We start from the raw sequence: 26,031 nt of genomic DNA, 5'->3' as shown, positions 1-26,031 counted from the left end.
GGCATCGGTTTTCGTTGTCCGGACGGGCTTTTCGAGTCTTTCAGCGCAGCGGGCGGGCCGCGGCGAGCGGGGCGACGGCCGCCCGCACCCGCGGGTCGGCGAAGAACCCGTCGACGGTGACGGGAAGGGGGATGCGCCAGTTAGGGTACTCATCCACGGTGCCCGGCAGATTCGGCTGGCGCCGCTGCCCGACGACGTCCGCCGGCGCGGTGAGCACCAGCCGCGACGCCGCCGACGCGAGCAGGGTGTGCAGGGCGACCACCAAGTCGTCGTCCGGAATTCCTTCGCTGGCAACCAGTTCGAGCAGCGCCCGGCGTTCGGCCGCCGCCTCGGCGTACTCCTGCTCCGCCGGCCGGTCGAGCTGGCCGAGCTCGGCGCGGACCCGCACGTGCTCGGCCTCCAGCCAGCCGGACACGGTCGGCAGGTCGTGCGTCGAAATGCTGGCCATCGCGTCCGGATCCCAGCGGTCCGGGCGGACGAACGGCTTGCCGGGCGCGTCCCAGTCGCGCTGGAACCACAGCACCGCGGAGCTGAGCAGGCCGCGTTCGTGCATGGTTTCGGTGACGGTGTCCTCGACCGTGCCGAGGTCCTCCCCCACCACGACCGCGCCCGCCCGGTGCGCTTCCAGCGCCAGCACGCCGAGCATCGCTTCGGCGTCGTAGTGCACGTACGTGCCGCGACCAGCCGGTTCGCCGGGCGGAATCCACCAGAGCCGCCACATCCCGGCGACGTGGTCCACCCGGATGCCGTCGGCGTGCCGCAGCACGCCGCGCACGACGTCGCGGAACGGCGCGTACCCGGCTTCGGCGAGCCGGTCCGGCCGCCACGGCGGCAGATTCCAGTCCTGCCCCTGCTGGTTGAACGCGTCCGGCGGCGCGCCGACGCGGACCTGCGCGGCGAAGACGTCCCGCAGCGCCCAGGCGTCCGCGCCGCCGGGATGCACCCCGACCGGCAGGTCGTGCACGACGCCGACCGGCATGCCCGCTTCCCGCGCGGCGCGGCGGACGTCGTCCAGCTGCTCGTGACAGAGCTGCTGAAGCCAGCCGTGGAACTCGATCCGCTCGGCCAGCTCCTCGCGCGCGGCGGCGACCTCGGCGCTGCCGGGATCGCGCAGCGGCTCGGGCCACTCGCGCCAGTCGTTGCCGTGCACCTCGGCGAGCGCGCCGAACGCGGCGAAATCGCGGAGGTCGTCGTCCAGTTCGACCGGGTGCGGATGGTGCGGGCGCAGCAGTTCCAGCGCGGCGCGTTTGGCGGTCCACACGGCGTCGTAGTCGATCAGCTCGCCGATCGGATCCGGCGCGAGCGCCCGGACCCGCCGCTGAGTGTCCTCGTCGGCGCGGGCGAACGCCTCGGTGTCGGTTACCCGCAGGTACAGCGGGTTGGCGAACCGGCGGCTGGACGGCGAATACGGCGACCGTTCGACCGGATGCGCCGGACTGATCGCCTGCACCGGGTTGACGAGCAGCACGCCCGCGCCCAGTTCGGCGGCCGACCGGGAGGCCATGTCGGCGAGATCGCCGAAATCGCCCATCCCCCACGACTGGTCGGAATGCAGCGCGTAGAGCTGCAGCATCCAGCCCCAGGCGGACGGCGCCTCGGGCAGCTTCGCCGGGACGACGGCCAGCGAAACCCGTTGCTCCGCGGTCACGATCCGGTGCCAGCCGAGCGGAAGGTCCGCCGGAAGGGTGGCGCCGACGTCACGCGTCGTGCCGTCTTCGAGTTCGACGACGGCGGCCTGGCCGAGGTCGCGGTCCTGCCCGGCGCGCACCACGACCGTCGGCGGCAGCGCTCGCGAGGCGCGGGTTTCTCGCACCGCGGCCAATTCTCGCTGAATCGCTTGTGGAGTACTGGCATCCACGTCCAGCTGCGCCAATACGGCGACGACCACGTCGGAATCGACCTGTACTTCGACGTGGTCGGCGTTTTCGTAGCGGGTGCCGACTCCGTGGGCGGCGGCCAGTTCGGCCAGTTCGGGAGTCACGTTTCGGTCCGGGGAAGGGGGATGCGCACCGGACCAGTGTCCCGGGCCCCGCCGCTCGGCGCCATTCGCCTCGCCGCGGCGGACGGGCGAAGCGGTGGCCGGCCGGTCGGGGGGCGTGCCGGCCGGTCACCGCCACACGAAACGAGAGGGAAGGCGTTCCCCGGAATGACGCGCGGCCGCCGAGTTCACCCGTTCAGGTGCTCTTCGCTTTTTCAGCGCGCAGGTCCATACCAATGGAGGTAGAGCGGTCCACAGTGGACGCGGTCAGGCCCCGGCCGGCTGCCCGAGTTTCCCGGCGAGCCGGTCCAGCCACGCCTCGACCTCGCCCGCCGGCCGGTCCGGCAGGCCGAACACGACCTCGGTCACGCCGGCTTCCTCGAGTGCGGCCAGCCCGTCCGGATCCGGGCGCGGGCCGAGCGCGATCACCTCCGGTTCGCCCTCGCGGCCCTCCGCGCGCCAGATTTCGCGCAACTGCGCGGCTTTCCCGGCGATGTCGCCCTCGGCGGGCGTGGTGAGCCAGCCGTCGCTGTGCCGCGCGATCCAGCGGAACGTGCGCTCCGTGCCGCCCGCGCCGACGACCACCGGCACCTTGGGCTGCACCGGTTTCGGCCACGCCCAGCTCGGCCCGAACTCCACGAACTCGCCCGCGTAGCTCGCCTCTTCCTCGGTCCACAGCGCGCGCATCGCTTCGAGGTACTCGCGCAGCGCGGTGCGCCGCCGCTTCCCCGGCACGCCGTGGTCGGCGAGTTCGTCGGTGTTCCAGCCGAACCCGACTCCGAACGTCACCCGGCCGCCGGACAGGTGGTCCAGCGTCGCGACGGTCTTGGCCAGCGTGATCGGATCGCTCTCCACCGGCAGCGCCACCGCGGTCGCCAGCCGGATCGTCGAGGTCACCGGCACCGCGCTGGCGAGCGCGACCCACGGGTCGAGCGTGCGCAGATAGCGGTCGTCCGGAAGCGAGGAGCCGCCGGTGCGGGGATGCGGGGCGTCCCGGCGGACCGGGATGTGGGTGTGCTCGGGCACGTAGAACGTCGCGAACCCGGCCTCTTCCGCGGCTTGCGCGGCCGCCGCCGGGGAAATCCCCCGGTCGCTGGTGAACAGCACGATCCCGTATCTCACCCCCGGCACGTTATTAGAACGTGTTTCAGTTGGCAACGGACGCCCGGCCCGCGGATCATTCCGGCGAAAACCCGGGCTTGACGGGGCCCCGGGGCGGGTACTCCACTGGTACTTGAGCGATCACCGGCCCGTCCTGCCCGAGGAGGGGATCATGCTGCCCCATCGCGACCGCAGCGCCCTGCGGAAGATCGAAGAGGAACTCGCCGCGAGCGACCCCGTGTTCGCCGCGACGCTGAGCCAAGGCGTGCCGCCCGTGCGGACCCGGCGGTGGCGGCAGATCCTCGTGCTCGCCGAGGCCACCGTGCTGCTGATGCTGGTCTTCGGCCTGATGGCGGGCGAGACCGGGTGGTTCCTGTGGGGACTGCTCGCCGCGCCGCTGCTGGTCTGGGCGCACCGGACGATGCTGCAGCGCCGCGAACCCGTGGCCGACGACGACCGGAGCTGATCACCCGCGCCCGGCGGCGCGCTCGAGCAGCGGGGTGATCCGGTAGGGCACCATCTCGCGCATGACGAGCGCGTTGTTGGTGCGCTCGACGCCGGGGATCTCCAGGATTTCCCCGGCGATCCGGTACAGGTCGTCCGCGTCCGTCGCCACCACGTGCACCAGCAGGTCCTGCGCGCCGGTCAGTCCGCGCACCTGCAGCACCTCGGGCACCGCGGCGAGGGCGCGGCCGACCTCGTCCAGCAGCCGCTGCCGGGCCTGCACCGTCACGAACGCGGTGAGCGGGTAGCCGAGGGCGGCCGGGTCGATCCGGTGTTCGGCCGAGCGCAGCGCGTCGCCCTGTTCGAGCCGGGCCAGCCGGGTCTGCACGGTGTTGCGGGACAGGCCCAGCTCGTCGGCGAGCGCGACCGCGGTGGCCCGCGGGGTGCGGCCGAGCGCGAGGAGGATCCGGGCGTCGGTGGCGTCGAGCCGCTGAGTGCTGGGCATGCTGCGCAATCCTTTCCGCACCGGGCGGTGCTGGCTTGGGCGTTCTGCGCAATGTCGAGCGCGCTTGTTGTGCACCCTACCCAGCTCTGCTGGACTGGCCTGAACTTTCCGCCCAAGAAAGGTCCGATCCGTCGTGAGCAGCGCCGCCCCCGAACGCCTTCCGGACAACGACACGGTGACCGTCCTGCGCGAGGTGCAGGACCGGGTGCTGTGGCTGTCGGCCGCGATCATCGACCACGCGAACCGGGTGCGGCCGAATCCGACCGGGCTCAAGGTCGGCGGGCACCAGGCGTCCAGCGCGTCGATGGTGTCGATCATGACCGCGCTGTGGTTCGCCCGGCTGCGCGCGCAGGACCGGGTTTCGGTGAAGCCGCACGCCTCCCCCGTGCTGCACGCGATCAACTACCTGCTCGGCGGCCTGGACGAGAAGTACCTGACGACGCTGCGCGAGTTCGGCGGGCTGCAGAGCTACCCGTCGCGGTCGAAGGACCCGGACCAGGTCGACTACTCCACCGGTTCGGTCGGCATCGGCGCGACCGCCCCGATCTGGGGCGCGCTGGCGCGGCGCTACGTCGAATCGCACGGCGGCGGCGCGGGCGCCGGGCGGCAGTACTCGCTGGTCGGCGACGCGGAACTGGACGAGGGCGCGTGCTGGGAAGCGATCCTCGACCCGCACGTCGCCGAACTCGGCGAGGTCGTCTGGATCGTCGACCTGAACCGGCAGTCGCTCGACCGCGTGGTGCCGAACATCGGCGCGACCCGGCTGCAGGGCATGTTCGAGGCGGCCGGCTGGCAGGTGCTGACCGTCAAGTACGGGCGGCTGCTGCAGGAACTGTTCGAGCGGCCGGGCGGTTCGGCCTTGCGCCGGCGCATCGACGAGATGCCGAACCCGGAGTACCAGCGGCTGCTCCGGTGCACCCCGGCCCAGCTGCGCGAGCGCCTGACGACGCCGGAACTGGCTCCGCTGCTGGACACGCTGGACGACGAAACGCTGCACGCCGCGATCCGCAACCTCGGCGGCCACGACCTCTCCGCGCTGCTGGACGCGTTCGACGCCATCGAAGACCACCGGCCGACCGTCGTTTTCGCCTACACCGTCAAGGGATTCGGGCTCGCCAGCGAAGGACACCCGCAGAACCACTCGTCGCTGCTGACCGCCGAGCAGCTGGACGCGCTGGCCGAACGCGTCGGGATCTCGCCGGACGACCCGTGGCGGAAGTTCCCCGAAGGCTCCGCGGCCGCCCGGCTGTGCGCCGCGACCGCCGCCCGGCTGGAACGGGAACCCGTTGAGCTGCGGCCGGTTCCGGCGCTGCCGTCCGACATCGGCCGCACGCCGTCCGGCCGCACGACGACGCAGGCCGCGCTCGGCCGGGCGCTGCTCGACCTGACCCGCGAGGCGCCCGAAGCCGCCGAACTCGTGGTGACGCTGTGCCCGGACGTCTCGTCCAGCACCAACCTCGGCGGCTGGGTCAACAAGGTCGGCGTGTGGTCGCCGCAGGAACGCGTCGACTGGTTCGCCGACGACCCGGAGACGATCCTGCACTGGCGCGAGCGGCCCAGCGGACAACATCTGGAGCTGGGCATCGCCGAGGTGAACCTGGTGAGCGCGCTCGGCGAACTGGGCACGACGTGGTCGCGCTGGGGCCGTCCGCTGCTGCCCATCGGGGTGCTTTACGACCCGTTCGTGGAGCGCGCGCTGGAACCGTGGTCGTTCGGCATCTACGGCGGCGGGCAGTCCATTTTGGTCGGTACGCCGTCCGGGGTCACGCTCGCGCCCGAGGGCGGTGCGCACCAGTCGGTGACCACGCCGTCGGTCGGGCTGGAACAGCCGGGTTGCGTGACGTACGAACCCGCGTTCGCGTTGGACGTCGAGTGGACCCTGCTGGCGTCGCTGGCGCGGCTCGGGCGACCGGACGGCACCTCGGCGTACCTCCGGCTCTCGACCCGTCCGGTGGACCAGAACCTGGCCGCGGTGCCGGCCGACCCGGCCGCGCGGGAACGGCGGCGCCGCCAGGTCGTGGCGGGCGCGTACCCGATCCGCACCGCCGCGGTGGCGCGCCCGGACGTCACGCTGGTGACGATGGGCGCGATGGTCACCGAGGCGCTGGAAGCCGCCGACCGGCTGGACGCGCTGGGCAAGCACGCCGACGTCGTGTGCGTGACGAGCCCGGGTCTGCTGTTCCGCGCCGTGCAGGCCCGGGCGGGCCAGGACACGGCCGACACGTGGATCCTGGAGTCGGCGCTGCCGTCCGAACGGTCCGCGCCGATGGTGACGGTCCTCGACGGGCACCCGCACACGCTGGCGTTCCTGGCGAACGTCCACCGCGTGCGGGCGGCGCACCTGGGCGTGACGCGGTTCGGGCAGTCGGGCGATCTGGAGAGCGTGTACCGGCACCACGGCATCGACACGGACAGCATCATCCAGGCCGCGCTGGACGTGGCGGACTGACCGTCAGTACCCCACCCACCCGTGCTTGATCCACTGCCTCGCCTTGCCCTCGAACCCTTTCGGCACCTTCGTGGCGTCGCCCGCCTTGGTCGCCTGCCAGAACTGCCGAGCGATCTCAGCGGTGCCGTAGACGTCCCTGACATAGGCGCGGAACGCGCGGATCTGGTCGTCGCAGTCGGTCGAATCGGCTTTGTCCTTGAGGTACTTCACGCGCGCCGCCCGCAGCAGCTGTCCCAGGCCGAACGCGGTCGACGCCGGGTTCTTCGCGGTGGGCCGCCACCCCGACTCGGCCTCGATGATCCAGTCCTCGGCCTCGGTGATGTCGTCCGGTTTCGGGCACCGGCCGCCCGATTCGGCCGGTGCCGAGGTCTTGCGCGGCGTCGACTGGGCGAGCGCCCGGGCGCCGGAGCGGCCCAGGCGCGGGTCGTCCATGTCGTCGCGCTGAAGCACCGGGCCGTCGACGGCTCCTGCCGCGCCGCCGGTCCGGCCGTCCGCGCGGCGCCGGGCTTCGGCTTCCGCCGGAGCGTGCGCGTCCCCGATCGGCAGCCCGGACGCGGGAATCGCGCCGGCTCCCCTTTGCTGCACCACGTGGGTGAGTTCGTGGGCGAGCACCCGCTGGCCCTGCTCGGTGTCCGGGCGACAGCCGAACACCACGTGCTCGCCGACCGTGTAGGCCCGCGCGCCCACGGCCGCGGCAGACTCCGCCGCCCGCGCCCCGGCATGCACGCGGACCTGGCTGAAATCCTCGCCGAACTGGGCGTTCACGGCCGTGAGCGTCGCGTGGTCCAGCGGCTCGCCGGGTTCCCGCAGGACCTCGTGCACGACCGGCGGCGCGGCTTTCGGCGACGTTGCGCTCTGGCGGGCGAACATCATCGCCGGATTCTCGTCCGCCCGCGTCACCGCGGCGTCACTGGCCTCCGCCGCCGATCCGGACCAGCGACCGGGCGCCCTCCCCGCGCCGCATCCGGTCGAACGCCTCGCCCACCTCGCCGAGCGAAATCCGGTGCGTCACCAGGGTTTCCAGGTCCAGCGCACCGGAGACGACCTCGTCGGCGAGAACCGGGATGTCGCGATCCGGGTCGGAAGCCCCGTAGACGGTGCTGGTGAGCGTGCGGGCGAAGTGGAAGATCTCCAGCGGGCTCAGCACGACCTGCTGGTCCTTCCGCCCGACGCCGACCACCGTGCAGTGCCCGCCGCGGCGCACCGAACTCCACGCCGCGCGGATCGTCGTCGCCGCGCCGACGCATTCGAAGGCGTAGTCCGCGCCGCGGCCCTCGGTCAGCCCGCGCACGTTCTTGGCGAGTTTGTCGTCGCTCACCAGGAAATCCGTCGCACCGGCCGCACGGGCGAGCGCTTCCTTCTCCGGCGACAGGTCGGCCGCGACGATCTGCCCGGCGCCCGCGAGTTTCGCGCCGAGCACCACGCACAGGCCGATCCCGCCGAGGCCGAGCACGAACACGCTCTGTCCTTTTCGGACCTTCGCGGTATTGCGCACCGCACCGACCCCGGTGAGCACCGCGCAGCCCATCAACGCGGCCAGGTCGAGCGGCACGCCGTCGGGCAGCGGCACCACGGAGCGCCCCGGCAGCACGGTTTCCTCGGCGAACCCGCCGACGCCGAGCAAGACGTTGAGCGGCGCGCCGTCCAACTCCCCGCGCGGCACCGTGGTGACGCCTTCGATCGCCGAACACAGCCAGGGTTCCCCGGCCCGGCAGAACCAGCATTCCCGGCACGCGGCGGCCCAGTTGAGCACCACCCGGTCCCCCGGCCGCACGTGCGCGACCTCGCTGCCGACCTCCGCCACGACGCCGGACGCCTCGTGTCCCGGCACGAACGGGTACTGCGGGCGCAGCGTTCCGTCCACCATGGACAGATCGGAATGGCACACCCCGGCGGCCGCGATCCGCACCCGCACGTCCCCCGGCCCGACCGGCGGCAGCACGATGTCGCACACTTCCGGACGCCCGCCCTGCTCGCGCACGACCACGGCTTTGACCACGGGGTTCTCCTTCGGATCGGGCTAGAGCTGAATGGATTTGAGTTCGGTGAACTCGTCGAGCGCGGCCCGGCCCATCTCGCGGCCGAGACCGGACTGCTTGTAGCCGCCGAACGGGGCCAGCGGGTTGAAGGCCCCGCCGTTCACGTCGATCTGCCCGGTCCGGACCTGGCGCGCGAAGGCGAGCGCCCGCTCCTGGTCGGCCGACCACACCGCGCCGTGCAGGCCGTAGCGGGAGTTGTTGGCGATCCGCAGGGCGTCTTCCTCGTCGTCGAACGGGATGATCGACAGCACCGGGCCGAAGATTTCTTCCTGCGCGATGGTCGAATCCGGGTCGACGTCCGCGAAAACTGTCGGTGCGACGAAGTAGCCTGTGTCCTCAGGAGCTTCGACGCCGCCCGTCACCAGAGTCGCACCCTCGGCGATGCCCTTTTCGATGTAACCGCGCACGCGGTCGCGCTGTGCCGCGCTCACCAGCGGGCCGAGCTTGGTCTTGGGGTCCAGCGGATCGCCCGTCGTGAACCCTTCGGCGAACGTCTTCGCGAGCGCCGCCGCTTCGTCGTGCTTCTCGCGCGGCACGAGCATGCGCGTCCACGCGGTGCAGGTCTGGCCGCCGTTGAGGAACGCGTTGGAGACGCCGACCTTGACCGCCGTCGCGAGGTCCGCGTCGTCGAGGATCACGTTGGCGGACTTGCCGCCCAGCTCCAGCGTGACGCGCTTGACCGTGCGCGCCGCCAGCTCCGCGACCCGCGTTCCGGCGCGCACCGATCCGGTGAACGACACGACGTCCACCTCCGGATGCGTCGCCAGCGCCTCGCCGACCTCCGGGCCGTACCCGGTGACCAGATTGACCACGCCGGGCGGGAAACCCGCCTCGTGGATCGCGTCGAACAGCTGGTACGCGCTCAGCGGCGCGACCTCGCTCGGCTTCACCACGACCGTGCACCCCGCCGCCAGCGCGGGCGCGATCTTGCAGGTGATCTGGTGCAGCGGGTAGTTCCACGGCGTGATCGCCGCGACCACGCCCGCCGGTTCGCGCACGACCAGCGAGTTGCCGACCTTCTCCTCCGGCTCCTCCTGGCCGAGCAGATCGACGTAGGTCCGCACGTCGGTCTGCGGCAGCGCGGCCTGGATCCGGGTCGCGATCCGCACCGGCGTGCCGACGTCCTTCGCGATCGTCTCGCCGATCTCGTCGGCCCGCTTCGCCAGCCCGTCGAGGAGCGCGCGCAGCAGCTCCGCCCGTTCCGCCCGGCTCGTCCGCGCCCACGCCGGAAACGCCTCGCGCGCCGCCCGGACCGCCCGGTCGACGTCGGCGGCGGTGCCCTCCGGGATGTGCGCCTGGACCTGCTCGGTAGCCGGGTTTTCCACCGGGATCGAGGATTTTCCGTCCGAGCGGACCCATTCGCCGCCGAGGTACAGCACGTCGCGTTCAGCCACCGAGTCTCCTCCGACCTGGGTTCGCACCCCTCGGCCGGATTCTATAGAAAACGCGCGGGCTGTCTAGTGCTCCGCCAGCACGCCCTGCGCCGCGAGGAAGTCGACCAGCAGATCCCCCGCCTCGCGGATGTGCGCCGCCATCGCCTCCCGCGCCGCCTCCGGCCTGCGCTCGTTCAACGCGGCGAGCACGCGATCGTGGTCGTCGCGGGCCAGCAGCGGCCAGCCCGGGATATCGGCATATGCCGAAAAGGGCACGTACCTGAGCGTCAAGGAGAGCATCCAGGTGAACTTCGGCGCGGCGGCCGCGTGATTGACCATGCGGTGCAACGCGAAATCGGCCCGCTCGGTCGCGTCGAGGTCGCCGTCGCGGACCGTTTTCTCGATCTCGCGCTGGAGGTCGTCCAGCCGCGCCAGCCCCGCCGGATCGAAGGCTTCCGCCGCGCGCGCCGCCAGCTCGCCGGAGACGTAGGCCTGCATCGCGTAGACGTCGACGACGTCCCGGCGCGTCACCGGAATCACCCGGAATCCGCGCCCCGGACGGAAATCGACCATGCCCTCGCCCGCGAGCGCCATCAACGCCTCGCGCACCGGCGTGGCGCTGACGCCGAGCCGCTCGGCGAGGTGTTCCGTCCGCAGCCGTTCGCCGCCGCGGACCGCGCCGGTGAGGATCAGATCGCGCACCTGCTTGGCGACCCGCGGGCTCAGCCGTTCGCGCGCTTCTCCGGCCACTGTCACGAAAACTCCCCGCCAGCGTTGGATTTCCCGCCATCGTAGCCCTTGTGCCGCGATGTGACCCCAGTCACTTTTCGGACCGGGGAGAACCTGCGGTGGGGGTCGCGTCGACTATCCGGACGAACCCGTGCACGGGCGAACCGCACAGTGTCCTCAATGGACACCACGAGGGAGGGAAACCGAATGTCAGCGAAGTCTTCGATCCTGCGCCACGCCAGCCTGATCGCAGGCCCGGCACTGGCCGCGGCCGCCATCGCGGCCGGAACGATCGGAGTCGCCACCGCCGCGACCGGCGACCGTCAGGCCCCGCCTGCCGTCGCCGCGGCGATGGCCCAGCCGCCCGCCGAACAGCCGCCGGAAGGCGCCAGGGCGACCGTGAAGGCCGACCCGAACCCGGCGGCCCCCGGTGGAGACGTCACGCTCACCGGCAACTGCGGCGGAGGCAAAGGCCTGAAAAAGGTGATCGGCGGCTACCCGGGCCACCAGGTCCTGAAGGACGTCAAGATCGTGGACGCGAACCCGGAAGCCTTCAAGGCAACGGCGAAGCTGACCACGAAGGCCGGCGACGGAGCAGCCCCGGTGATGGTCGACTGCGACGGAGAAGCAGGCGTAACCCTGCTGGTGACCCACGCCGAGTGACCATGCCGATCCGCAGCACCCGCTTCGGTCCGGAGGCAGCTGGGGCTAGTTAGCGCCCGGCTTCCGGCAGCTCGCGGTTTGCCGGTCCGGTCGGTGGCCAACGACCGGACCGGCAACAGCCGCGAACGACCGACGACTCCGCCAAGCAACGGCATCCGCGGGAGGCCACGACCAAACGCCATCCACGCCCGATTCGCCCGGCGGCTTCACCGGCGACCTGACCGGCGGCTTCACCGGCGGATCAGCCGCCCGCCGCCTCCGTCCGGGGACGGCCGCGTCCGCCGAGCACCTTGCCCGCCAGCGCGGCCAACCGCCACCTCGGCTCGGGCGTCGCTCGGCCTGACCGCCCGCCCCCACAACCCGAACCAATCCCCCAGCCGACCGCAACCGCCCGGACAATCACCAGCTCGTCCCGGGCATCGCGCGATCTAACCGCGCGTGCCACCACCCCAGCCAGCCCCACGACCGACCGCCACCACCAGACAACCGCCAGCACGGCTCAGACACCACCCGACCTAACCCGCCCAACACACCGCCAACCCACAGCCGACCGCGACCACCCACCACCGCCCGGACAACCGCCAGCTCGACTCAGACACCACCCGACCTGACCCGCCCAAGACACCACTCCCGCCAACCCATATTCGACCGCGACCACCCACCCAGCCCGGCCAGTCGCGCGCCCGGCGGCGCCCCGGGCTGCCCGCACAGCAGGCAGATGACCGGCCAGTCCCCCAGGCTGGCCGGTCACCCCCGGCGGCCCGAGGCGGATCCAACGCACCGAGAGGAGGCCCTCACTTCGCAGCCCACCCACCCCCGCGAGGGTGGAAAATCGCAGCCGCACCGGCCCGGATCCCCTGCTGTGAGCCGATGTGCGAGCGCTGTGAGGTTGCTGTGCATCCGGCCGCACGGGATGCCCGCCGGGCGTCGGCATGGTCATCTTGAAGCGTGAAGGTCAACGTTTCCCGGAGCGCGCTGGTCGTCTGCGCCGCGGCGGCGATCGTCGCGACCGGCGGCGCCAACGCCGTCGTCGACACCGCTGACGTCACCATCTCGACCGGCCAGCCGAGCAGCCCCGGCACCCCGCGCGGCACGGCGACGAGCACCGCGTCCAGCAGCACCCCGGCGACCGGCAGCACCCCAGCGTCCAGCAGCACCCCAGCGACCGGCAGCACCCCGGCGACCGGCAGCACCCCAGCGTCGAGCAGCACCCCAGCGACCGGCAAAGCCAGCCCGGCAGTCGGCGCGCTGTTCTCCGGCGGCAGCCACTTCTGCTCGGCCAGCGTGGTGCACAGCCCCACCGGCGACCTGCTCCTCACCGCCGCGCACTGCGTCAGCGGCGACGTCTCCGGCGTCACCTTCAAACCCGGTTACCACGACGGCATCGCCCCGTTCGGCACCTGGCAGGTCACCGCCGCGGTCCTCGCGGACGGCTGGAAGTCCTCGTCCGATCAGGACCTCGACTTCGCGTTCCTCAAGGTCGCCCAGCCCGGCTCCGCGAGCCTCGAAAGCCTCACCGGAGCCAACCAGCTGGGCACCAACCAAGGCTTCTCCCACACCATCACCCTCACCGGCTATCCCAACGGCGCCGAACAACCAGTCGTCTGCACCGGCACCACGACCCAATCCGACGCCTACCAGCAACGCGTCGCCTGCCCCGGCTTCCCCGACGGCACCAGCGGCGGCCCCTGGGTCGTCGACCAGAACCCGAACACCGGAACCGGCACCGTCATCGGAGCCATCGGCGGCTACCAAACCGGCGGCGCCACCCCGGATGTCTCCTACAGCGCCTACTTCGACGACGACATCGCCCAGCTCTACCGCTCCGCCATCAGCTGATCGGCACCCCGAAACTCCGCTCTTCCGCATAAGGTTCGAGCAACGGGAGGGCTGCGATGAGTTCCGGATCAGGAACGTCGGCGGAGGATTTCGACGAGTGGTACTCGACCATGCGCGGCAGCACCGCCCGCGACGAAATCCACCAGCGGCATCTGGGGCTGCCGCCGCGACTGCTGTCGAGCAGCCTGCTCACCTGGGACGGCGTCGCGGAAGTTGCCGAGGCGCTGCGGCTCGATCCGGGAAACCGGTTGCTGGATCTGGCGTGCGGACGCGGCGGGTACGGCCTCGAGATCGCCTCCCGCACCGGGGCGCGGCTGATCGGCATCGACTTCGCACCGGCCGCGCTCGACCAGGCCCGGGGGTTCGGTACCGGGGCCGCCGAGTTCCGGCTGGGAGAGTTCGCCGACACGGCACTGCCGGACGAATCGGTGGACGCGGTCGTGTGCGTCGACGCGATTCAGTTCCAGCCGACAGCCGAAGCATTCGAGGAGATGCGACGAGTGCTCCGTCCGGGCGGACGCGTCGCGTTGACGACTTGGGAGGCCGTCGATCACGCGGACGAACGCGTGCCGGCACGAATCCGGGCGGTCGGCACCGAAACCCGGCTCAGAGATTCAGGTTTCACAAATGTCGTGGTTCGGGAACGCTCACAGTGGCGGAACGGGCGACGTGGGAGGAAGCCGCGGCTCTCGACCCGGGCGACGATCCCGCGCTGCAATCCCTTCACCGGGAAGGCGTCCAGACACTGGCTGCTTTCGATTTGAGGCGCCGAGTTCTCGCCACGGCGACCGCAGGCACTTGACCCGCGCAGGGCGTCTCAAGCCGAATGACCAGGCACTGCCCCAAAAGGCGCCGAAATCCCGCGGTGCCGGCTCGGCGCGCCCATCCGGTCAGCTGGAACTAGGCGGCGCAACCGGCGCCTGATGCAGCGAGAGATTCTGCCCCGCCTTCTCATCTGCGGCCCATGCCCCGGCCTCTGCCGTCCACGTCTGGCCGGCGAAGCTCACCCGGTCCACGCCCAGTTTCGCCGCGCGCGCCACCAGCCAGCTCGCGATTCGCCAGCCCTCCGCGGACGGGTGTGCTCCGCTCAGGCGGGCGGTGCCCAGTTCGGCGTTCGCGACTGTCACCAGGTTCGCCGGCGGGTTCAGCGTCAGGTTGCGGCAGGTCAGCGCCGCGGGGTACTGCCCGGTCAGCGCGCCGGTCAGCGCGGTGGCTTCGTCTTCCCACTGGGCGTACGCGTCGGGGGCGCCGGAGCGTTGCACCGCCTGCGCCGCTTCGGTGATGGGGATCGTCTGCCAGTTGTCGAGTTTCGCGAGTTTCTTGTAGAACTCCGTCGCCGAGTAGACCGGGTCCTGAAGCTGGGCGGGAGTGCCCCAGCCTTGGCTCGGCCGCTGCTGGAACAGGCCTACCGAATCCCGGTCGCCGCCGCTCAGGTTGCGGAGTTTCGACTCCTGCAGGGCGGTCGCGAGGGCGACCGTCACCGCGTGCGAGGGCAGGCCCTGTTTGATCCCGACGGCGGCGATGATCGCGGCGTTGTTCATGGGTTCCGGTTGCAGCGTGTACTGCGGCGCGGAGGCGTCGTTCGGTCCCTTCGGCAACGCCACAGTGCAGCCCGGGGTCTTCACCTCGTCGCTGCTCGAGAACATGACCACTACGACCACCACGGCCGCGAGAGCCACGACGACCGCAAGGATCGCCGCTCGCACGCCACACCCGCGCACCCGTGCCCGCCCTTCCCCACTGCCCACTCCAAGTGCACAGTCTGCCCGGGCGTTCCGGCCGCGAGACGCTCGGGTCGGGTCAGCCGGCGTCGGCGGCGCCCAGGAAGATCGGGTTCGACAGGGCGACCATGGCGTTCGGCGTCGTCGTCTTCGGGCCTCCCGACGGGCGCCGCACCTCGACCCGGACCCAGCGGCTGTAGCGCGGGTACGTCGTCCACGTGACGGTCGCGGCGCCGGACTCCGGGACGGTCTCGCTGTGCTCCGGCCCGAGCTGGTCGAGGAACGTCACGGTCGTTCCCGGCACTCCGCGAACGACCGCGCGCACCTCGACCGGCACGCCGGTGCCCGCGGCGAGCCGTCCGCCGATGCCCGCGGTGCGGCCCGCGCCGGAGACGGAGAAGTCCAGCTGCACGTCCTTCGATTCGGCGAGCCACGACCGGCCCGCTTTGAGCCCGGCGAGCAGTTCGGCGCGGCCCAGCCGGTCGGCCTGGACGACGGTGTGCGGGAGCGCCACGGTGTGGTCCGGGTTGTGCGCGTCGGAATCGCCGATCGCCGGGATCCACCGGCCGCCGCGCAGCAGGCCGTCCCAGTGCGTGACGCTCGCTTCGTCCTCCGGGCTCCACGGGCCGTTCCAGACCTCGACGAGGTCGGCGATCTCGTAGGCGAATTCGTACGTGCAGCCGAAGCAGTTCGCGAACGGGTGCGCGGCGGTGACCAGGCCGCCCGCCCGGTGCACCTGGTCGGCGAACCGCCGGAAGTCGCGCGGGTCGGAAGCGCGGTAGCGCCAGTCGATCCACGTGCCGGCCGGGAGCCCGATCGCGGGCCAGTGCCCGGACCGCGTGGTGACCTCCTCGCCGTTCAGGATCAGCAGGTCGTCCGTGGCGTAGTCGCCCCACACCAGCTGCGAGCTGGACGTGTTGTGGTCGGTGGACACGATGAAGTCCAGACCGGCCGCCCGCGCGTCCGCCACCAGCTGCTCGGGCGTGCGCCTGCCGTCGGAGTGGACGGTGTGCAGGTGCGAGTCGCCGCGGTACCAGGACCGGCCGCGGTCGCGCGCGGGCGCGGTCTCCGGGGCCGGGTTCGGCCGGAACGGCTTCGAGGTGTCCCGGCCGAAGGTCAGCGTGATGTCGACGCGGTAGTTCAACCCCTGCGGCGCGACCGTGTACGGGCCGAGGATCACGTGCCAGCGGCCGGGCGTGATCGGCCCGGCGAGGTAGCCGGGGGTCGCCTCGGCGGCGCTGATCGAGAACCGGTCGCGGAACCCGCCGGACCAGCCGCGGAACCCGCGGCGGGTGCCCAGTTCGTGCCCCTCCGGGCCGAACATCCCGATGTCGCAAGCATTTCCGCGCGTCCCGGCCGGCACCGACGGCTTGTCGTAGGAGTAGACCACGTCGATCTGCTTCACCCCGCGCGGCACGTCGACCGGGAGGTAGTACCAGTCCGGCACGTCCGGGCGGAAGGTGCCGGCGACGGTCTTCGTCTGCTGCCCGGAGCCGGGCGCGGGCGCCGCGAACGAGACGCCCGGCAGCATGGTCATCGCCGCACCAGCGGCGACGACGCTTCCGGCCCGGAACAAGGTGCGCCGGTTGAGTTCCCCAGTGGACATGGCCTACCTCCGCGGCGAAGAAGTCGCGCCGACGCTAACCGCCGGGACCACCCCCTTCAACGACGCTCCGGTGAACACTCGGCGACTCGCCTCCTCTCGCCGAGAACGCCGCTCCCATCGCGGGGCGACCGGACACGACACCTTCACCGCCAGCCTCGCCGGGCTCATCCGCGCTCTCCACCGGCCACGTCGATTCCTGGGCTGGCACCCGACTAGCGGGCCGCGCGCTCGCCAAACAACCGCGGTGTCGCAGGCCGCGCACCCGACAACAACCCCAACGGCATCACCGCCAACGACGACCGCCGGGCCACCAGAAGCGCTCACCTCAGCCGGAAGAACCGCACCGTCAGCACAGCAGGCCGCACCCAGCGCCCGCCTCGATGGTCTTAACCGCGAGCCCTTCCGGAGATCAGCGCAATCCGGAACGAACCGAGCAACGGCAAGACCATCCCCTAAGCCTTCGGACCGCTCCGGCAACGCCAGCCCCGCCGGCCACCGCGCGACACCGGCCGCTCACCCCGCCGCACCACTCCCCTCCATCACGCGGTCCAGCCATTCCTCCAGCAGCACCTCGAACAACACCGGTTGCTCGAACTGCAGGTTGTGCCCCGCCCGGTCGAGCACCGCGTAGCTCGCCCGCGGATAGTGCGCCAGCAACCCGTACGGCTCCGCGAATCCGGTGGACGCGTCCTGCCTCCCGCACACGATCAGCGCCGGTTTCCGGTACACCGGACCGCTTTCCGGATCGACCGACAAGCGCCAGCCCGCCAGCATCCGCCGCAGCGCGGCCCGGTCGGCGGCTGCCAGGCCCGGCGCGACGTCCGCCCGGAAGCGCGCCAGCGTTTCCGCGGACTGGACCACCGCCATCTCCCCGTACTCCGCCGCCTCCGCCGGATCGAGCCCCGCCATCAGCTCCGGGTCGGCACGCAGCACCTCGTGGTCCGGCACGTCCCGCTCCAGCACCGGCACCGGGCGGGCGACCGGGCACACCAGCGCGAGCCCGGCGACCCGCGCCGGCCGCGCCCGGGTCAGCCCCCGCGCCAGGTAACCGCCGTACGACTCCCCGACCAGCAGAAACGGCTCGTCGCCGATCAGGTCGTCCACCAGGTCCTCCAGCGCCGCGACGAGGTCGTCCGACCCGCGCGCGGACCCGGCGGGCGATTCGCCCATCCCGGGCAGGTCCGGGTAGATCCGCCGGAATCCGGGCCGCCGCGCGAAGACCGGCTCGAGACAGCCGGTCATCAGGCGGTGGTCCGGCGTCCAGCCGTGCACGGCCAGCACCGGCGTGCCGGAACCGTGTTCGACGTAATGCATCGTTCCTCCCTGTTCGCCGGCCACCGTTGTACCGCACGGCACCGACAATTCCGGGACTCCGGCCGCCGGGAGGAGGACGGCCGGCCGCGGGGGGCGGCGATTTCCGGGAGAATTCCCCGGAACGTCAGCCGAGGGAGCTGATCAATTCCCGTTCGGGCGCCGGCCGGCCCGGAGCGGGGCGGCGCGGAACGCAAGCCAGCAGAAGGAAACCTGCCACGACGCCCAGGAGCACGTGGCCGGCGACGGCGCACAATCCGCACAATGCGGTCCATAGGACGATCTTCATCCACCGAGTGTAGGACCGGAAAGAATCGCCGGCTCCGGACTTGGGGAAGACTTAGGGTTCGGTGTGCGCGGAATTCCCGGATGAAACCGGAAAAGAAAGGGTTGCCTTTCCTTTCCCGCGCGCGAGGGGCCCTTCCGGCGCGTCCGCGCGGGCGGTCCGGCAGGATCGGGGCCGTGCCCAAGCCCGGAACCAGCGCGCTCGTCGTCACGCTCCCCTCCGCCGCCGTCCTGCTCGAAACCGCCGCGGCCGTCGACCCCGGACTCGTCCGTCCCGGCCTTCCGCCGCACGTCACGGCGCTGTACCCGTTCCTGCCCGCCGACCAGCTCACCGAGGCGACCGACGCCGCGGTCAGTCAGCTCGCCGGCAGCTTCCCCGCGACGGAAGCGCAGCTGACCGATCTGGTCACCGCGCCCGGGTTCGTCGCCGCGGCCGCCCCCGCGCTGCAGCCCCTCGCCGACGCCGTGTGCGATCACTGGCCCGACGTGCCACCGTATGGCGGCCGCTTCGGGGCGCACCCGCCAGCGCATCTGACGATCGCCCTCGGGGGCACTGACGACCAGCTCGCCGAGGTCGCCGAACGCGCCCGAGCCGCGCTGCCGCTCACCGCTCGAGCGGAAACGCTGCACCTCGTCGTGCTCACCGAGGAGGGTTGGCAGCTCCGGCTGTCGGCTCCGCTCGGAACGCCTCCGCGATAGCCCGCAGCCGAGCCACATCGGCCTCGAACGCGGTCTCCGGGGCCCGCGCCGGCGATGCCGCGGGCTCGTCCGGCACCGCCTCCGAGCTGCGCACCATCCGCGCCGCCGCGCTCGGCGGCAATTCGGGACCGACGCCGGACAGCAGCAGTCCGTCGTTGATCTCGCTCATCATCGTCAGCAGCCGCTCCCGGCCGGTCCCCGAAGCGTCGTCAAGGCGGACGATGTCCGGATACCGCGAAGCCAGGTGCTGCCGCAGCGGCCGCAACGCCGCCCGCGTCCGCGCGTCGCGCACTGACCGGCCCAGCGCGGGCAACGCGGGCACCGTCAGCCCCACCACGATCAGCAGCACCGAAATCGCCGGAAACCCGACCGCGAGCGTGCACCGAACTGTCGAAAACGCGCCGCGGCACAGTTTCGCGACCGGATGCTCGGCGGTCAGATCACTGATCAGATCGACAATTTTGCCGACGAGGTAAGCGAATGCGAACACACAGGCCGCGAGCATGAGGCCCAGCCCAGCGCGCAGCGCGCCAGTGCCCGCGCGCACCGCTCCGGCGGACACCACGGCGATGTCCGCCACCGCCAAGCCGAGGTACAGCGTGTAGACGGCGATGTAGACGACCAGCGTCGGATTCGACCGGTACAGCTCGTCGAAGAGCCCGACGCCCGTCGGCAGCCCGCGCGTCGCGAAGAACGACGCAGTGAGCACGACGAGCGCGACAATCAACGCCCCGAGCCGCGCGCGCCGTCGACGCTCCGCAACGCCACCGATCTCCGCGACAGTCACTTCAATGCCGTACGCAGCCACCATCGTCGCGAGGTTCGACAGCAGCCGCCCCAGGCTCGGGTACAGCTGGCTCTCGATCTTCTGCGCGCTGTCCGCGAGCAAGCACAACGCGACGCCGAGCGCGATCAGGCTGATCGCGAGCCCCGCGCCCGCGCCGGTCCGCCGCGCTCGCACCGCGCGCCAGATCCCGACGGCGAGAGCGAGCAGGCCGACCCCGAAGAAAAGAACGTCGATCATTCGCGCACTACCCGAGCAGCGACGCGAAGCGCCGCGCGCGATCCGCTGCCGGGCCGGAAGCGCCTGGCCGCAACTGCGCGTCGTCCGCCGTGGCGGCGCTCATCAAGAACACCGCGAACAGCTCCGCTTCGTACTCGTCGGCATTCGTGGTGACGCGGGTGAGCAGATGCGACAGCAGGTGCGCGCTGAGATCCGGCGCGAGCGTCGCCGCTTCGGCGTCGGTGAGCACGCATTCGCCGCGGTGCTCGCACAGCAAGTGCGCGATTTCGTGGGCGATGATGTGGTCCTGGTGCAGCGGCGACGTGCCGGCCGCGTACGCGATCAGGTCGAAGTCGTCGTGCCGCTGCCACGCGCCGGAGGGCTGGCCGGGCGCGTAGTCGACCGCGACCAGGTCGATGTCGCGGCCCCGGTGGCGTTCCAGCCGGTCGATCCACGCGTTCATCGACCACGGCCGCGGGGCGGGCACGTGCCGCAGCAGGTCGCGCACCCGGTCGCGGGCGCGCGCTCGCACGGTCGGGTCGATGTCCCCTCCCGAGGCGATCGGCGGCTGGACCAGCCGGGCGCACCAGGGGGTCCCCGGCGCTCCGGCCGTCGCCAGCATAGCCGCCCGGGTCACTCGGGCTTGCGCCCGCGCCGGGTGCGCTCGCGGCCCTCGGCGTAGCTGCCGAGCTGGTCCATCAGGGCGGAAACGGTCTGCCGGTCGCGCTCGGACAGCCGCATCGCGCGCTGCGCCAGGTCGCGGGCCTGGGTGTCGCGCCAGGCCACGACGTCGGCGACCTGTTCGTCCACCCGGCCGGCGACCTCGTCGTCGAAGAAGTAGGTGACCGGAACGCCGAAGAACCGGGCGAGCGCCTGGATGTGCGACCGCTTCGGGTCCCGCCGCGCGCCCACGGCCAGCTGCTGGACGTGCGTGGCCGACATGCGGACGCCGGTCGTGTCCGCGACGCCCTGGGCGATCTCGCGGTAGGAGTAGGGCTTGCGGTCCGGCGGGTGCACGGTCGCGATCAGGTGCGCCAGCCGTTCCGCGAAGCTGCGCTCCTGCCCCTGCTCGGCCATGCCGCCCCCACCACCGTTCCGTCTCCGTAACAGCGTCCAGCATAACCGTCCCGAAAACTTGACACCAACTGTCCCGTTACGGCTACACTCGCCCCGCGCATCGTTTAGAAAACTAAACACCGGGATCCGCGTGCGGTCGCTGGGGGTGCCCGCACGCGGTCCCGCGCCCGTCCGCGCGCGGGACGCACAAGTGCCGCACAGGCCGCGGAGGTAGGTTGTGCGCCATGACACTCCGCCCCAGTCCCGAAAGGACACCCGTCGTCGTCACCGGCGGAAGCGGCTTCATCGGCCGCGCTGTCGTGCGCGAGTTTCGTAAGCGCGGTTATCCGGTCACTGTCGTGGACCGCGTGCGCTACGAGACGACGGACGAGGGAGTGCGCGTCGTCGTCGGAGATCTGCGCGACGCCGAAACGCGCGAAGCAGCTGTCGAGGCCGGCGTCGGCGGGATTGTGCACCTTGCCGCACTGACGTCCGTGCTGAAGTCAGTGGAGCTGCCGCGCGACACGTACGCGGAGAACGTCGCAGTGACACAAGAACTTCTCGAACTGTGCCGCGTACGCGAGGTGCCGCGTTTCATTCTCGCTTCCACGAACGCAGTGATCGGCGATGTCGGCACTAACACCATCACGGTCGACCTGCCCACGAAGCCGCTTACGCCCTACGGTGCCACGAAAGCGGCCTGCGAGATGCTGCTGTCGGGCTACGCGGGCGCGTACGGGATCACGACGTGCGCGTTGCGCTTCACCAACGTGTACGGGCCTGGCATGTCGCACAAAGACAGCTTCGTCCCGCGAATGATGCGCGCGGCGTTGAAGAATGAAGGCGTGCGGGTGTACGGCACCGGAGAGCAGCGTCGCGACCTTGTGCATGTAGACGACGTCGTGCGCGCGGTCGCGCTCGCCTACGAAAGCGGCTACACCGGCCGTGCGATCGTGGGTGCCGGACATTCGGTGTCGGTGCTGGAAATGGTCGAGACCGTGCGCGCGGTGACCGGTGCCGAGCTGCCGGTCGAACACGTGCCCGCGCCGGCCGGCGAGATGCCCGCGGTGGTCGTGGACGTCTCGGCGAGCGCGGAAACCATCGGCTACCGCCCGGAAATCAGCCTCGCCGACGGGCTCGCCACGGCCTGGAAGTACTTCTCCGGGCTGGACCGGGCCGAGGCGCCGTGACCGGATTCCTCCGCCGCCACGCGTTCCTGCTGGTGCTCCTCGCCGCGGGAACCACGCTGCGGGTGCTGTCCTGGATCGCCTACCGGCCCGCGCTGCTGTACATCGATTCCTTCCGGTACCTGGACAATCTGCGGGGCCTGCGCGCCGACGGGATCAATCCGGTCGGCTACGACCTGCTGCTGAAGCCGCTGCTCGCGGTCGGCGGGCTGTCGTTCGTCGCCGCCGTGCAGCATCTGGGCGGGCTGGCGATCGCGGTCGGAAGCTATGCGCTGGCCCGGCGGCTCGGCGCGCGCCGCTGGGTGGGCGCGCTGGCCGCCGCGCCGCTGCTGCTCGACGCCTACCAGGTGCAGATCGAGCAGAACATCATGGCCGAGGTGCTGTTCGAAGCGCTGCTGTTCGGGCTGCTGTGGCTGGTGCTGGCCAAGGGAAAACCGAACTGGCGGCGGATCGCGCTGGCCGGGCTGGTGGTCGGGTTCGGCGTGCTGGTGCGGCTGATCGGCATCACGGTCGCCGCTCCGTTCCTGCTGTACGTGCTCGCCGCGGGCAGCGCTTGGCGTTCCTGGCGCGGCTGGCGCGACGCCGGCGCCGGGCTGCTCGCGATCCTCGTCGTGCTGGTCCCGTACGCGGCGAAAGTCAAGGCAGAGACCGGGAACTGGGGCTTGAGCGGACCGTCCGGCAGCATGCTCTACGGCCGCACCGCAGCGGTCGCGGACTGCGCGAGACTCCAGCTCGACCCGGTCGTCCGGCAGTTCTGTCCCGCCGAGCCGGTCGAGAACCGGATGGTCGACAACTACACGCACGCCGACCTCGACCCGGCGTGGCCCGGCCCGCTGCCGCCGGGGGCGGACAAGGGCGCGCTGGCGCACGAATTCGCGGTGACCACGCTGAAAGCGCAGTGGTGGGACGTCGCGACGGCGATCCTCGGGGACTTCGGCAAGAGCTTCCAGTTCACCCGCTCCACCGCGCCCACCGACGTGCCGATCGACCGGTGGCAGTTCCAGCTGGCCTACCCGGAGTTCGCCGAACCGGCCGCGGTCAAGGCGGTCACGCAGCAGTACGACGGCACCGACCCGCAGGTGAACGAGCCGATCGCGGCGTTCCTGCGCGCCTACCAGCTCAACGGCGGATTCGTGCCCGGCGCCGTGCTCGGGTTCTTCGCGCTGCTCGGCCTGCTGACCGTGCTGCGGCGCAAGAAACCCCGGCATCCGGCGCGCAGCGGTGCGTTGTTCGCTGCGAGCACCGGGTTGCTCCTGCTGTTCGGGTCCGCGGTGTTCGAGTTTTCCTGGCGCTACCAGCTTCCCGCGCTCGTGCTGCTGCCGGTCGCCGGGGCGCTCGGGTTCACCACGCTCACCGTGGCGAGCCGTCGTCGTCTCGGCAGTTATCCGGACGCTGTCGACGAAGGCGCGATCGCGGACTTCCACGGCCGGCATCCCGGCGCGAAGCTGTCCGAACTGACCGTGGTGATCGCCGCGTACAACGAAGCCGACGGCATCGGCCAGGTGCTGGAAAAAATGCCCGACGAATGCCTCGGGCTGCCAGTCGACGTCCTGGTGGTCGTAGACGGCGGCACGGACAACACTGCGGCCATCGCGGAAGACCATGGCGCGTACGTGTGCGTCGCGCCGACTAACCGCGGCCAGGGCACCGCGCTGCGCCTCGGGTATCACCTTGCCGCGGAGAACGGCGCGAAGTACATCGTCACCACCGACGGCGACGGTCAGTACGACAACAGCGAAATGGCCGAACTTCTCGCGCCGCTGCTGGACGGCACCGCGGACTTCGTGACCGGCTCCCGGCGGTTGGGCCACGAAGAGGCCGACAGCCGGATGCGGTGGGTCGGCGTGCGCGTGTTCGCGTGGCTGGCGTCGGTGCTCACCTGGCGGCGGATCACCGACACGTCGTTCGGATTCCGTTCGCTGCGCGCGGAACTCGCGTGCGCGATCCCGCTGAACGAACCGCAGTACCAGTCGTCGGAGCTGTTGCTGGGCGCGACCGCGCTAGGTGCGCGCGTGCTCGAACGGCCGATGAGCATGCGGCTGCGCAAGGCGGGCAAGAGCAAAAAGGGCGGCAGCCTCGTGTACGGCGCGAACTACGCGCGGGTCATGACAGGGACGTGGTGGCGCGGGTACGTGCTGCGCCGCGGCCGAAAACGAACCGGTCGAGCATCGTGAACTTCGCGACGAACACCAGCGCGTAGCTGAGCACGTACGCCGCGTCGAGCAGCACGACCCACCAGAAGTGCGGCAGGTGCAGCGGCGCGAGCAGATGCCCGGCGAGCGTGGTCAGGCCGACCGAGGCGAGGCCGCCGAGCGAGATGACGACGACGTAGGGCAGCAGTTCGCGGACCGGTTCGGGACGGCCGCGGCGGCCCCACACCCAGCGCCGCGTCAGGAAAAAGTTCAGCACCGCCCCGGCCGCGAACGCGCACGCGCCGGCCAGCCAGGGAGCCCCGTCCGCGGCGAGCACCGCGATCAGCGCGGCCTGGCTGAGCAGGGTCGCGGCCACCGAACTGGCGGCCGCGCGGACGAACCGGACCAGGCCGCGGCGGCGCGGCTTGGGCGATTCTTCCGCCGTGCGGGGGTTCGCCGGGTTGGCTACCGTCGTCATAGTCCTCAGTCTCCCCTCGGGCCGCCGGCTCCGCCGCGCGGCCCCCGGCCCACAGCGGATTCACAGCTGACTGCCAGCCGCCGATCAGCGGCGGGCGATTAGGTTCGGATCCGCCACCGCGACACCGGCGCCGTGTCAGACCGAAAGGCCGTGCCTGTCGCGAAGACGAAAGGAAAGGGTGCTCCGGATGCGAGTGCTGGTTCTCGGCGGTGACGGCTACCTGGGCTGGCCCACCGCGCTCCACTTGTCGGACAAAGGCCACGAAGTGGCTGTTCTGGACAACTTCGCGCGGCGGCAGTACGACGTCGAGCTCGGAGCCGAGAGCCTCGTCCCGATCGAGGACCTGAGCACCCGCACCGACGCGTGGCACGAGGTGTCCGGAAAACGCATCGCGCGCTACGAAGGCGACCTGCTCGACGCGGAGTTCCTGTTCGCCGCGGTACGGGAATTCCGGCCTTCGGCGATCGTGCATTTCGCCGAGCAGCGGTCCGCGCCGTATTCGATGATCGACCGGGAGCACGCGGTCTACACGCAGCACAACAACGTGGTCGGCAACCTGAACCTGCTGTACGCCATCGCCGAGACCGACCCGGACATCCACCTGGTCAAACTGGGCACGATGGGCGAGTACGGCACCCCGAACATCGACATCGAGGAAGGCTGGCTCGAGGTCGAGCACAACGGCCGCCGCGACCGGATGCTGTACCCGAAGAAACCGGGTTCGTTCTACCACCTGTCGAAGGTGCACGATTCGCACAACATCGAGTTCGCCTGCCGGGTCTGGGACCTGCGCGCGACCGACCTCAACCAGGGCGTCGTGTACGGCCAGCAGACGCCGCAGACCGCGCTCGACCCGCGGCTGGCCACGCGGTTCGACTACGACGCGGTGTTCGGCACGGTGCTCAACCGGTTCGTCATCCAGGCCGTGCTGGGCCAGCCGCTCACGGTGTACGGCAAAGGCGGGCAGACGCGCGGGCTGATCGACATCCGCGACACCGTCGAGTGCATCCGGCTGGCCGTGGAGAACCCGGCCGCGCGCGGCGAGTTCCGGGTGTTCAACCAGATGACCGAGAGCATGTCGGTGCGCCGGATCGCCGAGGTCGTCGCGGACCGCTTCCCCGGGCCGGTGCAGATCGAGAACCTCGACAACCCGCGGGTGGAGCAGCCGGAGCACTACTACAACGTCAAGCACACCGGGCTGCTCGAACTCGGGCTGGAGCCGCATCTGCTGTCGGACACGCTGATCGAGTCGATGTTCGACATCGTCGGCGCGAACAAGCACCGGGTGAACGACGAACGGCTGCGCCCGGCGGTGCGCTGGCGCGGGGCCGTCGAAACCTCCTGATTTCCGCTGCTCTCCCCCTCCGTCGCGAAAATTGTCGGTGCCGGGTGGGATGCTCTTCGAGTCAGCCCCCGAGGGGGGAAGAAGCGGA

Annotated in this window: 25 protein-coding genes; 9 read left to right on the top strand and 16 right to left on the bottom strand. The window is 71.3% G+C overall.

Features of this window, described 5'->3' with window-relative positions; genetic code table 11:
• Positions 1–40: 40 nt before the first annotated feature.
• On the bottom strand, positions 41–1,981 hold the full coding sequence (malQ, locus tag F9C12_RS41720) for a 4-alpha-glucanotransferase (protein WP_409464136.1): 1,941 nt from the start codon (positions 1,979–1,981) through the stop codon (positions 41–43).
• A 264-nt stretch (positions 1,982–2,245) separates the two neighbouring features.
• A complete protein-coding gene (locus tag F9C12_RS41715; protein ID WP_409464135.1) occupies positions 2,246–3,100 on the bottom strand; it encodes a TIGR03619 family F420-dependent LLM class oxidoreductase in 855 nt (284 codons plus the stop codon).
• Between the two features lie 151 nt (positions 3,101–3,251).
• Here F9C12_RS41715 and F9C12_RS41710 point away from each other — a divergent pair, with 151 nt between their 5' ends.
• Complete coding sequence (locus F9C12_RS41710) at positions 3,252–3,545, top strand: DUF3040 domain-containing protein (RefSeq protein ID WP_409179812.1); 294 nt, start codon at positions 3,252–3,254, stop codon at positions 3,543–3,545.
• Here F9C12_RS41710 and F9C12_RS41705 read toward each other — a convergent pair whose 3' ends face one another.
• A complete protein-coding gene (locus tag F9C12_RS41705) occupies positions 3,546–4,028 on the bottom strand; it encodes an Lrp/AsnC family transcriptional regulator (RefSeq protein ID WP_409179811.1) in 483 nt (160 codons plus the stop codon).
• Positions 4,029–4,161: 133 nt separating this feature from the next.
• Here F9C12_RS41705 and F9C12_RS41700 point away from each other — a divergent pair, with 133 nt between their 5' ends.
• A complete protein-coding gene (locus F9C12_RS41700) occupies positions 4,162–6,477 on the top strand; it encodes a transketolase-like TK C-terminal-containing protein (protein ID WP_409464134.1) in 2,316 nt (771 codons plus the stop codon).
• A gap of 3 nt (positions 6,478–6,480) precedes the next feature.
• Here the strand turns inward: F9C12_RS41700 and F9C12_RS41695 are convergent, their stop codons facing one another.
• The 4 genes from F9C12_RS41695 to F9C12_RS41680 all read right to left on the bottom strand — a co-directional run bounded on the left by F9C12_RS41695 (position 6,481) and on the right by F9C12_RS41680 (position 10,645).
• Positions 6,481–7,377 (bottom strand): DUF4157 domain-containing protein, encoded by an 897-nt coding sequence (locus F9C12_RS41695; protein WP_409464133.1) that lies wholly within the window; start codon positions 7,375–7,377, stop codon positions 6,481–6,483.
• A 7-nt stretch (positions 7,378–7,384) separates the two neighbouring features.
• Positions 7,385–8,476 (bottom strand): Zn-dependent alcohol dehydrogenase, encoded by a 1,092-nt coding sequence (locus F9C12_RS41690; RefSeq protein ID WP_409464132.1) that lies wholly within the window; start codon positions 8,474–8,476, stop codon positions 7,385–7,387.
• Between the two features lie 21 nt (positions 8,477–8,497).
• Positions 8,498–9,910, bottom strand: coding sequence for an aldehyde dehydrogenase family protein (locus F9C12_RS41685; RefSeq protein ID WP_409464131.1), 1,413 nt, complete (start codon positions 9,908–9,910; stop codon positions 8,498–8,500).
• Between the two features lie 63 nt (positions 9,911–9,973).
• Entirely contained in the window at positions 9,974–10,645 is a 672-nt protein-coding gene (locus F9C12_RS41680) for a GntR family transcriptional regulator (RefSeq protein WP_409464130.1), read from the bottom strand.
• A gap of 180 nt (positions 10,646–10,825) precedes the next feature.
• On the opposite strand from F9C12_RS41680, the gene F9C12_RS41675 reads away from it, so the two are divergent.
• Positions 10,826–11,281 (top strand): hypothetical protein, encoded by a 456-nt coding sequence (locus F9C12_RS41675; RefSeq protein WP_409464129.1) that lies wholly within the window; start codon positions 10,826–10,828, stop codon positions 11,279–11,281.
• A 794-nt stretch (positions 11,282–12,075) separates the two neighbouring features.
• Here the strand turns inward: F9C12_RS41675 and F9C12_RS41670 are convergent.
• A complete protein-coding gene (locus F9C12_RS41670; RefSeq protein ID WP_409464128.1) occupies positions 12,076–12,582 on the bottom strand; it encodes a hypothetical protein in 507 nt (168 codons plus the stop codon).
• Between F9C12_RS41670 and F9C12_RS41665 the strand changes: the two genes are divergently transcribed.
• Positions 12,566–13,120 carry a trypsin-like serine peptidase gene (locus F9C12_RS41665; protein ID WP_409464127.1) on the top strand — a complete coding sequence of 185 codons (555 nt, stop codon included), beginning with the start codon at positions 12,566–12,568 and terminating at the stop codon, positions 13,118–13,120. The genes F9C12_RS41670 and F9C12_RS41665 overlap by 17 nt on opposite strands.
• Before the next feature lie 56 nt (positions 13,121–13,176).
• Positions 13,177–13,884 carry a class I SAM-dependent methyltransferase gene (locus F9C12_RS41660; RefSeq protein ID WP_409464126.1) on the top strand — a complete coding sequence of 236 codons (708 nt, stop codon included), beginning with the start codon at positions 13,177–13,179 and terminating at the stop codon, positions 13,882–13,884.
• A gap of 126 nt (positions 13,885–14,010) precedes the next feature.
• Here the strand turns inward: F9C12_RS41660 and F9C12_RS41655 are convergent, their stop codons facing one another.
• The 4 genes from F9C12_RS41655 to F9C12_RS41640 all read right to left on the bottom strand — a co-directional run bounded on the left by F9C12_RS41655 (position 14,011) and on the right by F9C12_RS41640 (position 18,047).
• The gene (locus tag F9C12_RS41655) at positions 14,011–14,826 is read right to left on the bottom strand and encodes a hypothetical protein (protein WP_409179802.1); all 816 of its coding nucleotides are present in this window, start codon (positions 14,824–14,826) and stop codon (positions 14,011–14,013) included.
• Positions 14,827–14,920: 94 nt separating this feature from the next.
• Positions 14,921–16,447, bottom strand: a complete 1,527-nt coding sequence (locus tag F9C12_RS41650; protein ID WP_409464125.1) for a CehA/McbA family metallohydrolase — start codon at positions 16,445–16,447, stop codon at positions 14,921–14,923.
• Between the two features lie 513 nt (positions 16,448–16,960).
• A complete protein-coding gene (locus F9C12_RS41645; RefSeq protein WP_409464124.1) occupies positions 16,961–17,761 on the bottom strand; it encodes an alpha/beta fold hydrolase in 801 nt (266 codons plus the stop codon).
• 124 nt (positions 17,762–17,885) lie between these two features.
• Positions 17,886–18,047 carry a hypothetical protein gene (locus F9C12_RS41640; protein ID WP_409179798.1) on the bottom strand — a complete coding sequence of 54 codons (162 nt, stop codon included), beginning with the start codon at positions 18,045–18,047 and terminating at the stop codon, positions 17,886–17,888.
• Positions 18,048–18,220: 173 nt separating this feature from the next.
• On the opposite strand from F9C12_RS41640, the gene F9C12_RS41635 reads away from it, so the two are divergent.
• Positions 18,221–18,742 carry a 2'-5' RNA ligase family protein gene (locus F9C12_RS41635; RefSeq protein ID WP_409464123.1) on the top strand — a complete coding sequence of 174 codons (522 nt, stop codon included), beginning with the start codon at positions 18,221–18,223 and terminating at the stop codon, positions 18,740–18,742.
• Here the strand turns inward: F9C12_RS41635 and F9C12_RS41630 are convergent.
• The 3 genes from F9C12_RS41630 to F9C12_RS41620 are packed head-to-tail and all read right to left on the bottom strand — an operon-like array spanning position 18,684 to position 20,822.
• Positions 18,684–19,766, bottom strand: coding sequence for an MAB_1171c family putative transporter (locus F9C12_RS41630; RefSeq protein WP_409464122.1), 1,083 nt, complete (start codon positions 19,764–19,766; stop codon positions 18,684–18,686). The genes F9C12_RS41635 and F9C12_RS41630 overlap by 59 nt on opposite strands.
• Positions 19,767–19,773: 7 nt before the next feature.
• Complete coding sequence (locus F9C12_RS41625) at positions 19,774–20,382, bottom strand: hypothetical protein (protein WP_409464121.1); 609 nt, start codon at positions 20,380–20,382, stop codon at positions 19,774–19,776.
• Positions 20,379–20,822: an XRE family transcriptional regulator gene (locus F9C12_RS41620; RefSeq protein ID WP_409179794.1), complete on the bottom strand. Its 444-nt coding sequence runs from the start codon at positions 20,820–20,822 to the stop codon at positions 20,379–20,381. The genes F9C12_RS41625 and F9C12_RS41620 overlap by 4 nt, the downstream gene beginning before the upstream one ends.
• Before the next feature lie 224 nt (positions 20,823–21,046).
• Between F9C12_RS41620 and F9C12_RS41615 the strand changes: the two genes are divergently transcribed.
• Both F9C12_RS41615 and F9C12_RS41610 read left to right on the top strand, forming a co-directional pair.
• Positions 21,047–21,991 (top strand): NAD-dependent epimerase/dehydratase family protein, encoded by a 945-nt coding sequence (locus F9C12_RS41615; RefSeq protein ID WP_409464120.1) that lies wholly within the window; start codon positions 21,047–21,049, stop codon positions 21,989–21,991.
• Entirely contained in the window at positions 21,988–24,162 is a 2,175-nt protein-coding gene (locus F9C12_RS41610; protein WP_409464119.1) for a glycosyltransferase, read from the top strand. Before F9C12_RS41615 ends, F9C12_RS41610 begins: the two co-directional genes overlap by 4 nt.
• Here F9C12_RS41610 and F9C12_RS41605 read toward each other — a convergent pair.
• Positions 24,092–24,598, bottom strand: a complete 507-nt coding sequence (locus F9C12_RS41605; RefSeq protein WP_409464118.1) for a GtrA family protein — start codon at positions 24,596–24,598, stop codon at positions 24,092–24,094. The two genes, F9C12_RS41610 and F9C12_RS41605, sit on opposite strands and share 71 nt — an antisense overlap.
• Positions 24,599–24,785: 187 nt before the next feature.
• Between F9C12_RS41605 and F9C12_RS41600 the strand changes: the two genes are divergently transcribed.
• Positions 24,786–25,943 (top strand): NAD-dependent epimerase/dehydratase family protein, encoded by a 1,158-nt coding sequence (locus F9C12_RS41600; RefSeq protein WP_409179790.1) that lies wholly within the window; start codon positions 24,786–24,788, stop codon positions 25,941–25,943.
• The last annotated feature ends 88 nt before the right edge of the window (positions 25,944–26,031 follow it).

Source organism: Amycolatopsis sp. GA6-003, assembly GCF_046267895.1.
Lineage (GTDB): Bacteria > Actinomycetota > Actinomycetes > Mycobacteriales > Pseudonocardiaceae > Amycolatopsis.
The sequence above is the reverse complement of the archived record's forward strand: the minus strand, read 5'-3'. Positions and strand labels throughout refer to the sequence as shown.